We start from the raw sequence: 15510 nt of genomic DNA, 5'->3' as shown, positions 1-15510 counted from the left end.
TAATACGCAGCATCTTAACTGATGGCCCTATGTGAAAACATGCCTTCTAATAGTGAAGAAGACGCATCGATAAAACCTAGAGAACTAGTTTTCCTACTAGCAATTGCTGGCCGTATTGACGCGCAAACCCGACTTCTTGCTAAAGAACTTAATGATGACCGCAAAATTCTTCATGCTTACAATATATTAGATGCCCTAAGTTCCTCCTACAGTATGTTTAAATACTTTTTTGAAGTATTTATTTCCAATAATAATGATCCGGTGTTAATGCACGAAATCATGATTTCGCCCGAGGGCATAGCGGCGATTACCGCTGAGGCGCTTTTTCTGGTCGCATTTTCCTTTTTGGCAAGTTACTTTGAGCGTGACAAAAAAGATAAAGACGTCGTTAGTAAAGGGAAAAAAGCCGGTGATAAGAATGGGGTTGATGCCAAACAGTTTATCGTCGCAGCCTGGCCTTATTTCCGCGATACGATGAAAGGTATGAAAAATGCCTATAAGGGCTGGAAAACGGCCGTACAAATTTTGGGATTACTCGGCGCTGTTGATTTAAAATGCATGCTTATTCCCGTGGGATTGGCCTTAGGGGCTATTGCTGCGGTGAATCGTATGTGGCTACTGACGATGCGAAAAAGCCGCAGGCAAATGATTAAGGATAATAAACAGTTTGTAATGGTAATCGAAAAGGAGCGCTCATTAAGCAAAGAAAAGCATGAAGCTTATTTAGCAGGAAAGGATAAAGATAAAATTCACCATCAAAGCGCTGTAACACGCACACAGGCTTACTTATCGGTGGCTCTTAGTGGTTTAATTGATGGTTTATATCTTTATGCAGGACTCGTAAGTCTGGCCTTATTGCCTACTCCTGCGTTCATGGCGATGGTCGCAATTAGTGCTTTGTATATTGTAATTTGTGTTATCTCTCGAGTGTATGATGAATATTGTGAGCAATTGGAGCTCATTACGAGTCAAACTAAATGTAAATTGACCCTGGTATCCAAAGAATTAGAAACTGCTTATGCGACGTTGCTAGCTTTGCCAGATAATGTTGAGCTTATTGAGCGCGACAATTTGCAAAAAGACATAGTGGCGCTTATTGAGCGCTTTGAGCAATTACATCATTTATTAAAACATCAAGCGACTCCATCTTATCTGATGGCAATCTTACAGGGCACCAAGAATGGTTTATTTGCTTACGGTATATTAGCCGGTTTTTTATTTATGGTTACCGCAGTATTTTCTGTGACCGCAACAGTTTTCCCTTCCGCATTATTAATTGCCTGCATTGCTTCTGGATTAGCATTTATTATCGGGATTATCGCTTATAACATCTATGCTCATTACTCGCATATGCAGAAATTAAAGCAGCAGGAAGTCGACCCGTTATGTCCTTTTGTCGACATGAAAAATAAAATAAAGGTCGACATCACTCCAGATTGTTTGCCTACAAGCGAATTTAAAGAATTACTAAACAAAGCGGCGAATCCGGAATGTTTACCAAAAAGTACTTTTCAGGAGTGGTTTGAAATCCTGCGTTCTTTCTTTTCGGGGATCTCTAAAGGTAATAATTTTGCTACTTTTGTGAGCACGCCATTGCAAGATGCCGATCCACAAGCTCATGAGCATGATGCACCGATAATGTTGATGTTAACGCTGAGCAGCGCAGCCTTATTTTCTGTCGTTTTAGCGCTGCGCGCTTTAGCACGAGGAATCGCCGGAAAAGATAAGGCTGAAAATACGATGGATACCTCACAAACACGGGATGTGGGGGAGCCACGCGAACCGATTAAAGAAGCTTCGCCTGATCCCCTTCCCCCAAAGCCATTCTTTCTTCATCGTTGGAGCCTCTTTAGAGTCCCGCCACCAAAAGCAACAACTTCACAACCGCCACCGCTTACTCGTCTTGGTTCTTGCCCGAGTATAGTTCAGGGTTTAAGCTAGGATCATTATACATTTTAAATTGATGGTAGATTCTAAATGTACGTTTTTTCTCTTGTACTTCCGCAAGGAGTTGTTCTAAGCAATGCGATAATTGTCCTAATTGTTGCTGAATAACAATTAATTTATTATGGCAATTTTTTCGGTGTGTCTCATCAACATCCTGACGCTCTGCTTGTAATGCCATGTGGTACGATTTTAAGGATAGAATTGATAGTCTATCAATAATCATCCCAGGGGATTCTGAATTTACTGGGCACAGGGTATGTTCTGCCGGCTGCAATAGGTTAAAAAGCCAGGTATCCATAGCTTCCATCCGATTATTTCGTGATTGATTGCACTGGTCTATTTCACGTTTGGCATGATAGACAAACTCATAACCCATATCGTCACGACGTGCTCGATCTTCCGCGTGCCAAAGTTGATAGTTAAAGGCATGATTCTCTTCAACCAGGCGATAAAAATCTTGATATTGATGCACTACCCCGGAGGATTTCCACTGAATAATGCTATCCTTATGAAGCATGGTAATTACTGAAGTTTGAATCGTTTTGGGCATGTTTTTATCCTACAAATTGAAAATATTTGCAGTTTAACCTAAAAAAAGCGGTAGAATCTACGTAATTATATAGGCGTGTTGCTATCGTTTTTTCGCAAGACAGCGATCCAGGGTATTTGCAAAAGCGGTTTTTTCTTTGATACTTAAGGCTACTGGCCCACCAATATTTTGTCCAGTAGCGCGCAATTGTTCATTGATATCACGGATGTTCAAACGTTGCCTGATGTTGTGTTCGTTATATAGTTCGCCACGTGGATTAATGGCCAGAGCATGTTTGGCAACGACTTCTGCGGCTAAAGGGATGTCAGCGGTAATGACCAAATCATGGGCTTTTATATGCGTTACAATATAATGATCGGCGCGGTCGAAGCCTTTTTCTACTTGGACGGCGCGAATAAATGGCGAGTTTGGATACGTGAGAAAGGCATTTGCCACCAGGGTTAGCGAAGTTTTCGTGCGGTTGGCGGCGCGGAATAAAACCTCTTTAATCATTTTGGGACAAGCATCGGCATCTACCCAGATATGCATTTGTTTGGTTTCCTAAACGTTAATTAGTTGATTGTCGCTGAAGCGCATGAAATGTCAACAGTCCTACTAATTTTAACAACGAATGCTAGTAAGCAATATCTGGTAATTATATAATTTTTGCTATTCAATTAAAGAGATAGCAATCTTTGGAGAACAATATGAACATTTTAGCAATTTTAGTTTTCTTATTTCTGGCACCGGCAGTCATGGCTGCTGAATCCACCTTGCCTGCAGGCTGCCAAGCGGTAAAAGTTCAGGGCGAAGCGGTTACTGTCGAGGCTACAAAAAATAGCTTAGTCTTTATTCATAATCTTACGGCGGTCGATCTATGGATTACCCATCCGGTGACTGAGCCTGGCGCCAGTGCGGGTTGGACTAGCCGTTTGCAAAGTGAAAATTGGTCTGCTTTATCTTTGGCTAAAGGGCCTTTTGTTTTAAACTGTATTGAATCGCGGCCTGGACATGAACAACAAGTGCCTTGTGAAGCAGCTATTGCGGTGTGTAAATGGGGCAAAGTGAAATTTCCTGAGAATGCTAAAGGAAGTTTCTGGGCCGCAGAGAATATGTCCTTATCCGCATTGACCGCAGCAGTTGGTGCGCGTGGTTATGTGCTTCCACAATGATCCTAATTATTCATTGCTACTTACCTGGATAAGTGGTAGAACAGAACAAATTATATTTAAGTTATACTATGATAATAAAATACAACAACGTGGTGAACGGTGAGTAAAAAATCAAAAGATCCTCATTATGAACGGGAAAGTGAAAAATACGCCGATCCAATTCCCAGTCGCGAATTCATTATGGACATCCTTAATGAATATGGAAAACCGATGTCGCGTACTCATTTATTTGATAAATTACATTTAGATGAGCATAAGCAAGACACTATGGGATTTCGGCTCAAAGCAATGTTGCGTGATGGGCAAATCATGCAGGATCGGCGTGGTCGTTTTTGCCTTATGCAAAAAATCAACTTATCGCGTGGAACTGTGCAAGGCCATCCTGACGGCTTTGGTTTTTTCATCCCTGATGACGGCTCCGATGATATGTTTTTGTCGGCCAAAGAAATGCGTGCAGTGATGCATGGCGATGTGGTGCTTGCCTATAAAGTAGGGCTTGATCGACGCGGCAGACCTGAGGCTAAAATTCATGAAGTGCTTGAGCATGCGAATGCCTCAATTGTCGGGCGTTTTTTACTGAGCACGGCATCTCTTTTGTCTTACCGGACAGCAAACGCTTAACGCAGGATATTTCCATTCCACCAGAGTTTGTCAATAATGCTAAGAATGGGCAAATGGTTTTAGTTGAATTAATTGCCTTTCCTAATAAACGGACACAGGCCATTGGTCGAATCCTGCATGTTCTTGGTGAGCACATGGCTCCAGGGATGGAAATACAAGTTGCTATTCATGCTCATGGTATTCCTTTTGAATGGCCAGAAGACGTAAGTATTGAAGTTGCTAAAATTCCGCAACAAGTTACTGAAGAGCAAATTGCTGGACGCACTGATTTACGTAACCTTCCTTTTGTGACTATTGATGGCGACGATGCTAAAGATTTTGACGATGCAGTGTATTGTTATAAAAAGCCTAAAGGTGGCTTTCAACTTTATGTAGCCATTGCTGATGTCAGTAATTATGTGCAGCAAGATTCCGCCCTTGATAAAGAAGCGGCTCGACGCGGTAATTCAGTGTATTTTCCGGGCAAAGTCGTGCCTATGTTGCCTGAAGCTTTATCCAATGGTTTATGTTCACTTAATCCCCATGTAGACCGCTTGTGTATGGTGGCGGAGATGGCCATTAGCGCTGATGGTAAAATTGCGCGCTCACGTTTTTATCGAGCCGTGATTCATTCCCACGCTCGCTTAACCTATACTCAGGTTGGTTCTTGGCTTGAACAAGGCGCTACTGATGAGCAACATGCCTCTTTATGGCCGATGTTGCAATCAGTATATGATTTGTACCATGTATTATTAGCCACGCGTAAAACACGTGGGGCTATGGATTTTGAGACCACAGAAACACGTATTGAATTTGATGAGCATAAAAAAATTAAATGCATTGTGCCTGTAATTCGTAATGATGCACACAAATTAATTGAAGAATGTATGTTGGCTGCTAACGTCGCTACGGCTCGTTTCTTGGAAAAAGCAGAAATTCCTACTTTATATCGTGTGCATGCGGCTCCTGAAGAAGACAAAATTACGGCGTTAAGACAGTTTCTTGGGGAATTAGGATTGCAGCTAAGTGGTGGTAAAAAGCCTGGTCCTAAAGATTTCCAGCGCACGATGAATGTTATTGGTGATCGCCCTGACAAACATTTAATTGAAACAGTTATGTTGCGCTCGTTAAAACAAGCGCAGTATGTTGAAGCGAATGAAGGCCATTTTGGTCTGGCCTATTCGGCCTATACTCATTTTACTTCGCCGATTCGCCGCTATCCTGATTTATTAATTCATCGCGCTATTGGTCATTTGCTCGATAATCATCCGGTGGATGAATTTAGCTACACGCACGAAGACATGAATCGTTTAGGCAAACATTCTTCGATGACTGAACGTCGTGCTGATGAAGCAACACGTGAAGTAGTTAGCTGGCTTAAGTGTGAATACATGCAAGATAAGTTAGGGCAGGTATTTAGTGGTCGTATTTCAGCCGTAACCAATTTTGGTATCTTTGTTGAACTCGATGAAATTTATGTTGAAGGTCTAGTGCATGTGACTTCCTTAAAGAATGATTACTACACTTTTGATTCGGTAAAACATCGGCTTATTGGTACCCGCGGTGGCCAGGTTTATCGCTTGGGCGACAAAATGACGGTTTTGGTTGCTCGGGTTGATTTAGATGAACGTAAAATAGATTTTGAGCCCGTAGCAGAGGATACAGTAAGTCATGAGTGAGCAGTTTGTTTATGGGGTGCATGCGGTTTCTGCTTTATTGGCGAATCCCCACCGGACAACAAAGAAGCTTTTTGTAAGTCAGGATAGAGTAGATAAGCGATTGCAGGACTTAGTAGATAAAGCAGTGCAAGCGCGCATTGGTATTGAAAAATTAAGTACCCAACAAATGAATCAGCGTTTTGCTGAATTTAATCATCAGGGCATTGTCGCCAGTGCTTCAGCCTTGCCTGATTATAACGAATCGCATCTGCGAGCTTTATTAGAATCGAGTAAAAGCCCTGGTTTAATTTTGATTCTTGATGGCATCACTGATCCCCATAATCTTGGTGCGTGTTTACGCACGGCAGATGCTACAGGTGTTGATTTTGTGGTAATCCCCAAGGATAAAAGTGCTAGCATTACTCCCGTGGTCAGTAAGGTTGCCTGTGGGGCGGCTGAATCAGTGCCTTTAGTGCGCGTAACTAATTTAGTACGCAGCATGGATCTTTTAAAAGAACAAGGGGTTTGGATTTATGGTGCTGCAGGTGAAGCTGAGCATTCCTTATATCAGGTTGATTGTCGCGGAACTATTGCTCTTGTGATGGGGGCCGAAGGGGAAGGCTTACGTCGTTTAACTCGTGAGCATTGTGATGGTTTATTTTCTTTGCCTATGTCAGGTAGTGTCGACAGCTTGAATGTATCTGTGGCTACAGGCGTTTCTTTGTATGAAGTGTTAAGGCAAAGAAGGGGGACTAATTCTCAATGAGCGATTTAAAAATTAAGGCGGCAAAAGCTGCCTTGGATTATATTGAAAATGATAGTGTGGTTGGGGTTGGCACCGGATCCACCGTTAATTTTTTTATTAAAGAATTAGCGACCATCAAGCATAAGATCGATGCTTGTGTTTCCAGTTCCAAAGCCACTGAGGCATTGTTACGTGCTGCCGGCATCCCGGTTATTGATTTAAATGCGGTGCAGGATTTGCCGGTGTATATTGACGGGGCAGATGAAGTGACTGTACACGGCTCAATGATCAAAGGGGGCGGGGGGGGCTCATACGCGCGAGAAAATTGTTGCCCAAGTAGCAAAACAGTTTATTTGCATTGTTGATGAGTCTAAAGTAGTGCCTCAGTTAGGAGCGTTTCCTGTTGCGGTTGAAGTACTTCCCCTGGCACGCAGTATGGTGGCGCGTCAATTAGTGCTCTTAGGCGGTGATCCAGAATACCGCGAAGGTTTTGTTACGGATAATGGTAATATTATTCTGGATGTCTTTAACCTAAACATGAATAATCCTCATGATTTGGAAGAGCGTATTAATCTGATTCCTGGTGTTGTTGAGAATGGAGTATTTGCTCACCGCTTGGCAGATGTTATTTTGGCTGCTTCTAAGGATGGCGTGAAGCGTTTGAAGTAAACCACCTTCGCTTTTTGGTTGGTGTGTGGCTTTTAATTAACTGAGTTTTAGAATAATGAGCACATGTAAAGTTTTTGTAAATCGCATTTTGAACATGAAAAAAATCAAATTGATTGGTCTGGATATGGATCATACCTTGATTCGTTATCATTCGGAAAACTTTGAATCATTGGTTTACCAATTAGTGAAAGAACAATTGGTTGCGGTGAAGCATTATCCCGAAATTATTAAAAAATTGAATTTTAATTATCGTGATGCCATTCGTGGGCTAGTGGTTGATTGCAAAAATGGGAATATTTTAAAGCTTAGTCGTTATGGCGCAATCCGACAAAGTTATCATGGCACTAAATTAATTGATTATGCAGAACAACAAAGAATATACCGTAGTACTTATGTTGATTTGAATGATCCTAATTACATGGCCATTGATACCGCATTTTCCATTGCTTTTTGTGTTTTATATGGTCAATTAGTCGAATTAAAAGATACTTTAAATGATGGTATGCCGAACTATCAAGCCATCGCGCAAGACGTGCAGTTTTGTGTGGATAAAGTTCATTCTGATGGCAGCTTAAAAACAATTATCAGTAAAAATCTGTCTACCTATGTGATTAAAGATCGTGCCTTGGTGGATGGTCTGAAGCACTTTATTCATCATGGTAAAAAAATATTTATTTTAACGAACTCGGAATACTCCTATACCAAACTCTTGCTAGAATATGCGATTACTCCTTTTTTAGCGAAGAGAGAAAGTTGGAGTGACTTATTTGAATTTGTCATTACCTTAGCCAATAAACCCCGTTTTTTTTACGATAATCTGCATTTTTTAGCGGTACATCCAGCAACGGGTACGATGACAAACATTAGTGGGCCAATTGTTTCTGGAGTATATCAAGGTGGTAACGCGAAAAAATTTACGGAAGATTTACAAGTGCGCGGTGATGAAATTCTTTACATCGGCGATCACATTTATGGTGATATTGTTCGTTTGAAAAAGGATTGTAATTGGCGTACTGCTTTAGTTGTTGAAGAACTCGGTGAAGAAATTGCTGCGCAAACAAAGGCCTTACCAATAGAAAAACAAATCAGTGAAGCTATGGACGTCAAAAAGACTTTAGAATATCAATACTTGCAGCTGCACACTCAGAGTATTGATGAGGGGTCTAAGCAATACAGTAAAGAAATTCAAGAATTGCAATCGCAAATCAATAAAATTGATACACAGTTGACAAAATTACTCAAAGAACAACAAACCTTCTTTAATCCAAAATGGGAACGTGTATTTCGCGCTGGAGCTGAGGAAAGTTATTTTGCTTATCAAGTAGACCGTTTTGCCTGTATTTATATGGAAAAGCTATCTGACTTATTGGAGTGCTCACCAATAACTTATTTTCGGGCTAATAGACGTTTATTGGCGCACGATACGGAAATTTAAATTAAGAGCCCTACTTTTCCCAAGTCATCGCTGTCAAGGAAGGAAGGTCGAGCTCGGTGTAACCGTGAACGGCTAAGTACTGGAAAGCCATGCATTTTATTTACACTGTACCAATACTTTTGCCATCTGTACTACAGAAAATAGCGAATCAATTGCACCTTTTTGCCGTTGGATGTTCTTTTTTCTTGAGTTCTATTTCTTTTTTTCCACAAAACCATCAAGCAATTCATTGATTTTTTCAATAACTTGACCCAAGAGGAGAAGGAGGGGTTTTAATGAGCTGCATCCCAATTGGGGCCGGTACCTATAGAGACTAGGAGTGGCACGGAAAGTTGCATAGCCTGTTCCATTAACTGGCGGATTTTGACTGTACTGGCTTCAATTTCTTGACTTGCTACTTCAAAAACCAATTCGTCATGCACTTGCATGATCATGCGTGCCGGAGGTGTTGCCTGCGCATTTTGCCATTTAGCAATATTAATCATTGCCTTTTTAATAATGTCTGCTGCAGTGCCTTGCATTGGCGCATTAATCGCAGTGCGCTCGGCGGCTTTTTGGCGCATTAGGTTACGGGTATTAATTTCAGGCAAATACAAGCGTCGTCCACAGAGCGTTTCCACATAACCTTGTTCATGTGCCTGTTGGCGGGTACGATTCATGTATTCTAAGACTTTAGGATAGCGTTGGAAATAAGTATCAATGTAGTTCTGGGCATCTTGACGTTCCACGCCAATTTGTTTGGCTAAACCAAATGCGGACATGCCATAAATTAAGCCAAAATTGACTGCTTTGGCGCGGCGGCGTTGTTCTGATGTGACTTCCTCTCGGGCGATATGGAAAATTTCTGCCGCGGTTGCTGTATGAATATCCCAGCCATTGGCAAAAGCGGTCAGCAAATTTTCATCTTGAGATAAATGCGCCATGATGCGTAATTCAATTTGTGAATAATCGGCTGCCAGAATCACCTGTTCTGGAGGGGCGATGAACGCGGTACGAATTAGCCTGCCTTCTTCATTGCGAATGGGAATATTTTGTAAATTAGGTTCGCTTGAGGAGAGGCGGCCAGTGGCTGCTACCGCTTGGTTATACGAGGTATGCACTCTTCCGGTCTCGGCATTAATTTTTTTAGGCAGGGCATCAATATAGGTAGACACTAATTTAGTTAAACCACGGTGCTCCAGGATGACGGCTGCCAGTCGGTAATCAAAGGCCAATTCTTGTAATACGGATTCGGCAGTAGATGGTTGTCCCGTTGGTGTTTTGGCGATGACAGGAATTTTTTGTTCGTTAAACAGTATTTCTTGTAATTGTTTCGGTGAACTCAGATTAAACGGTTTTCCGGCTAACTGTATTGCTTCTTCTTCGAGAATTTTAATCCGCTCTTTTAAGCGCTTACCGTGTTGCTCTAACGTGTTGGCATCAATTAAAACACCACGTAACTCCATTTCTGCAAGTACAGGGATTAATGGCATTTCAATGTCATTAAAAACAGAATGTAAGGATTCCGCCATCATTGGGTAAAGTTTATGATGTAATTGCAAGGTGATGTCTGCATCTTCTGCGGCATAGACACTCGCTTTATCTACAGGAATCTGATCAAAACGCAGCTGCTTGGCACCTTTACCTGCAATATCTTCAAAGGTAATGGTTTTATGGCCTAAATATTTTAACGACAGGGTATCCATATCATGACGGCCGGCATTGCTATTGAGGATATATGATTCCAGCATGGTGTCGTAGGCCAATCCTTGCAAATGAATACCATGATTTTTGAGTACGGAGTAATCGTATTTAATATTTTGGCCGATTTTTTTAATGGCTGGATTTTCTAAAATAGGTTTTATGGCTGCAAATACTTCGTCACGTAGGAGCTGCACGCTGCCATCGGTATGTATAAAGGGGATATATGCCGCTTTTTTTTCTTCAATTGCCAGGGAAATACCGACAATTTCCGCCGCCATAATATCCAAACTGGTGGTTTCTGTATCAAGGCAAAATACTTGACAATTTTCGAGCTGTTGGAGCCAGTCATCGAGTTGGGCTTGAGTGGTAACCAGCTCATAGGTCGAGGGGCTAAGCGTCATTTCTGTAGTTAGGCTCGCATGATTTTCTGTTTGCTCTAATAATTCTTTAAGCCAGTTTTTAAATTCAAGTTCGCGAACCAATTCAATTAATTGTTCCTTGGCTACTGCTTTAGGGTGTAACTCCCCCAAGTTCAACGGCAAATCAATATCTGTTTTAATCGTCACCAATTTTTTCGACAGCGGTAGCTGAGGAATACTTGCGCGTAAATATTCGCCAATTTTACCCGTTATTTCATGGGAATGCGCTAATAAATTATCCAATGTTTGATATTCACTGAGCCACTTAACTGCTGTCTTTGGACCGCATTTGCTGACGCCTGGAATATTATCCGAAGTATCGCCAACTAGGGTGAGATAATCAATGATTTGCGCAGGTTCCACGCCAAATTTCTCTTTGACCCCGGCAACGTCCATCGTGTAATTGCTCATGGTATTGATTAGCGTAACATGCTCATTAACAAGCTGTGCCATATCTTTATCACCAGTTGAGATAACTACTGGAATGCCTTGTTCAGTAGCTTGTCTTGCCAAGGTGCCAATAACATCATCCGCTTCAACACCGTCAATAATCAATAATGGCAGCCCCATTATTGCCAATAATTGGATTAATGGTTGAAATTGTGAACTTAATTCTTGAGGCATTGGGGGGCGATGCGCTTTATATTCTGGGTACCACTCATCCCGAAACGTTTTGCCTTTTGCATCGAAGACTACCGCGATTTCTGCAGGATGATAATCTTTAATTAGCTTTTTAATCATATTGGCCACCCCATAGACTGCCCCGGTAGGCTGACCCTTGGAGTTGGTCAGCGGGGGGAGCGCATGAAAGGCGCGGAAAAAATAGGAAGAGCCATCGATGAGGATTAGGGGAGCGGTCATGACTATTGTGCCTCTAATTTAGATAATTGTTTCTGCAATAAAGCCACTTGCTCCGCAAGAATTTTAATGTTTTTTCGCATTAATGGGATGCGGTTAACCGATAATTCATGTTTTAAGGCAATTTCTTTGGGGCGTGCTGGGTTGCCAAAATAAACGGTTCCTTCCTTTAAGTGTTTATTGGGGGGAACGCCGGTGCGCGCACCTAAAACTACACCATTATCAATTTGGACGTGATCGCTAACGCCAACGTTGGCAGCAAAAATTACATGGTTTCCGGTGGTACAACTGCCGGCAATACCGGTAAAGCCACAAAGAATATTGTGTTTTCCTAATTTAACCGAGTGTGCGACTTGGACCAGGTTATCAATTTTAGTGCCTTCACCAATAACGGTAGCCCCCATGGTGGCTCGATCTACAGCCGTATTGGCACCTATTTCCACATCATCATGAATCTCGACGCGTCCCATATGTGGCACTTTGAGGTGTTTGCCATCAATAAAGGTGTAGCCAAAGCCATCTGAGCCAATTACGGTTGATGCGTGAATGGTTACTCTAGAGCCAATTTGACAGTGATCATAGATGGTTACTTGTGGATGAATGGTCGTATGGTCACCGATGCTCACACCACGGCCAATATGAATATGTCCTTTGAGGACGCTGTTGTCACCAATCGAGCAGCCTTCCTCAATAACGACATAAGGGCCAACATAGACGTGTTCGCCTAATCGTACTCCTTTCCCGATAACGGCCGTAGGGTGAACACCAGGGGTGATTTGTGGGGAAGGATGAAAATAATGGAGCAACGTAATAAATGCTTTTAATGGATGTGGTACTTGGATTAATGGTTTTTCAGACAGGGTGGTTTTGGGGGTTACCAAAATTGCTGCTGCTGGAGAGGCTTCCGCTAATTTGAGGTTTTCTTTACTGTCGGCGAAAACCAGCGTTCCTGGAACAATATTGTCAATGGGGGATAAGGCAGAAATTTTCGTTGAGTCATCTCCTATGACTACTCCGTCTACCAGATTTGCTATATCACAAAGTGAAGCACTCATTTATTTATTAGCCTTTAAAATTTGCAAAACAGGCTGAATTATATACCCCTTATATTGCATTTTCGAGTTCAAGTTGAAAAAAGGCTTGGCTTAAATGAGAGTGCTTAGTAACCTTTCTTTTTTTAAGCCCAATAGTGTCTAATTTTTACGGTTATCGATTTTTACGATGTCTTTTTGTTTTTGTATAGGTCAATCAGGTTAATCTTAACTCTCTCTTAATAATTATTTATTATAATTCGAATCTGTTGTATTCATAATTTTGGAGATGGGCAATGAGTCAGAGCGATATCGTTCATTCGGCTAAGCAATTATTACAGTGTTTAGAGGCAATGAAACAGAAGGACGATAGTATTGAAATTGGAACGGCTTTTAACACATTTAGAGAGCTTATTAAGCCACATATAGATGAGAATGAACTTAAGCAGTTAGATGAGATGATGCTCAATATTCTTCAGCAAGCAGAACCTTTAAATACAACTTCGTTGACCTTAGCCATAGAGACGATAAATAAAACGCTAATCTCTTTGCAGCTCATGCCGGAAACAATTTTTTTACTCACCGCTCCGTTCGATGAAGATGCAAAAACCGGTGATGGGCAATATGCGCAATCTTTGGTCACTGGCTTTAATAAGCATGGAAGTCCAACTAAGTGTATTTGGCTAAAACAAAAAGAAGGGCATTATTCCCTTCCTGCTCATGAAGACCTTCAGCCCATCCCTGCACAAACTATCCCTAGTGTTTATGTATTGCAACCTGTTGCCAATGGACGTACGGTGGTGAGTGGTTATCTCTGTGAAAAGGATAACTCTTTAGAAAAAGCAGAAAAATTAATTAAAGATAAAATCACGCGCAGAACACCACAAATCATCTTAAATAAAGAAGGGAAGCTACTACGTTTAGGCTTCCAGGGGACTCAGGGGAATATCATCTTTGGCATTGAGGAGGTCAGAGAACATTTGCAAAACCTAAAGACTATGCAACCAAAGAGACTAACTGCGGATGAAGCAAAATCATACAAGCAGGCAGGGGCTTTTTTAAAAAAACTAGAAAAGATATTTGAGGCGCCAGATTTTAATGATGAGAATTTGATTGGCTTCAACAATCAGCTAACTGGGATAAAAGATAACTATTATGATTTTGAAACAAAAAAAGTTGGCTTGCGCCAAGCGAATCTACCGGGAAAAATAGCTGACGAATTTTATAAAGTACTAAAAATAGCGGCAAAAGATCCTGATCGCAAAAAAGTAATTGACCACTTAGTACGGCAAATGCAGGGTTCCGGCGATACCTTGAAACAAGGGCTTGACATTCATATTCGTGTGCCTGATACAGGTGCATTCATTATGTTAGAGGATATTCGTACATTCAAAAAAGCTGGAATAGCCGTTAATATCACCATTCATGAATACAAACAAAATTATACGCGACCGCACCTGCAACAAATGATTCATGATTTGTTGCGCGAAGCCGATACCGTTTTATTCTTTAACGAAAAAGATCGGAAAAATGCCATTGCAGCATCCAAGAATGGTGATTTAGATAAAAAGCGTCATCAAGAAAAGAACTGGCAAATTACTCAGTATAATTTAGAAGACAAAGCTGAATTGACGGTTGCTGCGCAAATCTTAAGTGGCACCCCGTCTTCCCCTATAGACGTGATAAATAAAAAGCCAAATATCTTAAGTTTTGGTACCATTAGACCTGGAAAAGGTTTTGATGAAGCATTAACCATTGCCAAAGAAATTAATAAGAGGGTGAAGAACAAGACAATTATTATGCCTTGCCCCGTCGTCATTATTGCAGGCGATCCGCAAGATTCTAAATTAATGATGTCCCTGTTTGCTGAGCGTTATGGTGCACAGGCGCTGAAAGACTATCAACAAAACTGTCCTTACAAACTTAAAAGTAATGAGAGCAAGGAAAAAAGAGAGTATTGGCAAAAAGCTAAGAGCGTTCTTGAAACAGAGGTAACGGCAAAAAATAATTCTTACTTGGAACTTCATCCTTGGTGTAATGAGAATGAGTTGGAGATGTTAAAACAAAATTGTAAATACGTTTGTCGCATCGATGATATGGGAATGCGTAATAATGGTTCGGCAATTATTAGTGTTTTAGATGTTGGTATTATTTATACCAAATGGGGTTGTGTCACCGATAACGAGTACGTTAAAAAGTATAATGAGGAAAAAAAGACGTTTGAGGAAGGGGAATTTTATGGCGCAGTTGAACTAGGCACACAAAAATATGGCGATAATTGGGAAAAAAAATTACTATGGGATCCTAAAGAATGCATCGAGAGCCCTTACAAGCGTGAGCCCAATGCGCTTAACCCTATTAATGACATTTTAAACTCTATTTTAGAGCGCGAGCGTGATCAGCATGAGCAGACTGATAAAACCTTGTGTAAAAATTATCAGACCGTAGTCAAAGCGCAAAAATTATTACAAGAGAAATTTGCCCTGAAAAATAGTGTTTATGCTCTGCAAGAGGTCTTTATGCTCAATGCAGAAACAGAATCATTCTCTTTGCCGTATGAGGTTGAGGTAACAAAACCGATGCAAGCATTTAATGCGAAACGCTATGAGGGTCTTGCATCATTAGGGGATTATGCTATGGGTCAGACCTGAATGGCACTTACTTAAGCTGTAAGTTTTTGAAATATAAATGAAAAAGCAAGTTTTCAATGATATGATTTTTGCGTCGAAACAAAAAAACTATCAAGAATAACTTAGTCTTACTA

9 protein-coding genes and 2 pseudogenes are annotated in these 15510 nt (G+C 41.1%); 7 read left to right on the top strand and 4 right to left on the bottom strand.

Annotation, left to right across the window (positions count from 1 at the left end):
* The first annotated feature begins 39 nt into the window (after positions 1-39).
* Positions 40-1941, top strand: a complete 1902-nt coding sequence (locus LDG_RS04850; protein ID WP_006870056.1) for a hypothetical protein — start codon at positions 40-42, stop codon at positions 1939-1941.
* On the opposite strand, the gene LDG_RS04845 is transcribed toward LDG_RS04850, so the two are convergent.
* Both LDG_RS04845 and LDG_RS04840 read right to left on the bottom strand, forming a co-directional pair.
* A complete protein-coding gene (locus LDG_RS04845; RefSeq protein ID WP_006870055.1) occupies positions 1895-2497 on the bottom strand; it encodes a DUF4254 domain-containing protein in 603 nt (200 codons plus the stop codon). The genes LDG_RS04850 and LDG_RS04845 overlap by 47 nt on opposite strands.
* Positions 2498-2578: 81 nt before the next feature.
* A complete protein-coding gene (locus tag LDG_RS04840) occupies positions 2579-3025 on the bottom strand; it encodes a YaiI/YqxD family protein (protein ID WP_006870054.1) in 447 nt (148 codons plus the stop codon).
* A gap of 158 nt (positions 3026-3183) precedes the next feature.
* Here LDG_RS04840 and LDG_RS04835 point away from each other — a divergent pair, with 158 nt between their 5' ends.
* The 5 genes and pseudogenes from LDG_RS04835 to LDG_RS04815 all read left to right on the top strand — a co-directional run bounded on the left by LDG_RS04835 (position 3184) and on the right by LDG_RS04815 (position 8755).
* A complete protein-coding gene (locus LDG_RS04835; RefSeq protein WP_006870053.1) occupies positions 3184-3648 on the top strand; it encodes a hypothetical protein in 465 nt (154 codons plus the stop codon).
* Positions 3649-3747: 99 nt separating this feature from the next.
* Positions 3748-5927, top strand: a pseudogene (rnr, locus tag LDG_RS04830) (ribonuclease R).
* Positions 5920-6672, top strand: a complete 753-nt coding sequence (gene rlmB, locus LDG_RS04825; protein ID WP_006870050.1) for a 23S rRNA (guanosine(2251)-2'-O)-methyltransferase RlmB — start codon at positions 5920-5922, stop codon at positions 6670-6672. Before rnr ends, rlmB begins: the two are co-directional and overlap by 8 nt.
* Positions 6669-7320: pseudogene (rpiA, locus tag LDG_RS04820) on the top strand (ribose-5-phosphate isomerase RpiA). Before rlmB ends, rpiA begins: the two are co-directional and overlap by 4 nt.
* Positions 7321-7375: 55 nt before the next feature.
* Positions 7376-8755 carry an HAD-IG family 5'-nucleotidase gene (locus LDG_RS04815; RefSeq protein ID WP_040534505.1) on the top strand — a complete coding sequence of 460 codons (1380 nt, stop codon included), beginning with the start codon at positions 7376-7378 and terminating at the stop codon, positions 8753-8755.
* A gap of 272 nt (positions 8756-9027) precedes the next feature.
* On the opposite strand, the gene polA is transcribed toward LDG_RS04815, so the two are convergent.
* Both polA and lpxD read right to left on the bottom strand, forming a co-directional pair.
* Complete coding sequence (gene polA / locus LDG_RS04810; protein ID WP_040534503.1) at positions 9028-11718, bottom strand: DNA polymerase I; 2691 nt, start codon at positions 11716-11718, stop codon at positions 9028-9030.
* Positions 11719-11720: 2 nt separating this feature from the next.
* The gene (gene lpxD, locus LDG_RS04805; protein ID WP_006870044.1) at positions 11721-12770 is read right to left on the bottom strand and encodes a UDP-3-O-(3-hydroxymyristoyl)glucosamine N-acyltransferase; all 1050 of its coding nucleotides are present in this window, start codon (positions 12768-12770) and stop codon (positions 11721-11723) included.
* 272 nt (positions 12771-13042) lie between these two features.
* On the opposite strand from lpxD, the gene LDG_RS04800 reads away from it, so the two are divergent.
* Positions 13043-15397 carry a glycosyltransferase gene (locus LDG_RS04800; protein WP_006870043.1) on the top strand — a complete coding sequence of 785 codons (2355 nt, stop codon included), beginning with the start codon at positions 13043-13045 and terminating at the stop codon, positions 15395-15397.
* Positions 15398-15510: the final 113 nt, after the last annotated feature.

The sequence above is a fragment of the Legionella drancourtii LLAP12 genome (genome assembly GCF_000162755.2).
Taxonomy (GTDB): domain Bacteria; phylum Pseudomonadota; class Gammaproteobacteria; order Legionellales; family Legionellaceae; genus Legionella; species Legionella drancourtii.
This window is presented reverse-complemented; position numbering and strand designations above follow the sequence as displayed.

Coding starts and splice junctions, on each gene's coding strand:
- LDG_RS04850 (WP_006870056.1), top strand. CDS start 40: ATGCCTTCTAATAGTGAAGAAGACGCATCGATAAAACCTAGAGAACTA.
- LDG_RS04845 (WP_006870055.1), bottom strand. CDS start 2,497: ATGCCCAAAACGATTCAAACTTCAGTAATTACCATGCTTCATAAGGAT.
- LDG_RS04840 (WP_006870054.1), bottom strand. CDS start 3,025: ATGCATATCTGGGTAGATGCCGATGCTTGTCCCAAAATGATTAAAGAG.
- LDG_RS04835 (WP_006870053.1), top strand. CDS start 3,184: ATGAACATTTTAGCAATTTTAGTTTTCTTATTTCTGGCACCGGCAGTC.
- rlmB (WP_006870050.1), top strand. CDS start 5,920: ATGAGTGAGCAGTTTGTTTATGGGGTGCATGCGGTTTCTGCTTTATTG.
- LDG_RS04815 (WP_040534505.1), top strand. CDS start 7,376: ATGAGCACATGTAAAGTTTTTGTAAATCGCATTTTGAACATGAAAAAA.
- polA (WP_040534503.1), bottom strand. CDS start 11,718: ATGACCGCTCCCCTAATCCTCATCGATGGCTCTTCCTATTTTTTCCGC.
- lpxD (WP_006870044.1), bottom strand. CDS start 12,770: ATGAGTGCTTCACTTTGTGATATAGCAAATCTGGTAGACGGAGTAGTC.
- LDG_RS04800 (WP_006870043.1), top strand. CDS start 13,043: ATGAGTCAGAGCGATATCGTTCATTCGGCTAAGCAATTATTACAGTGT.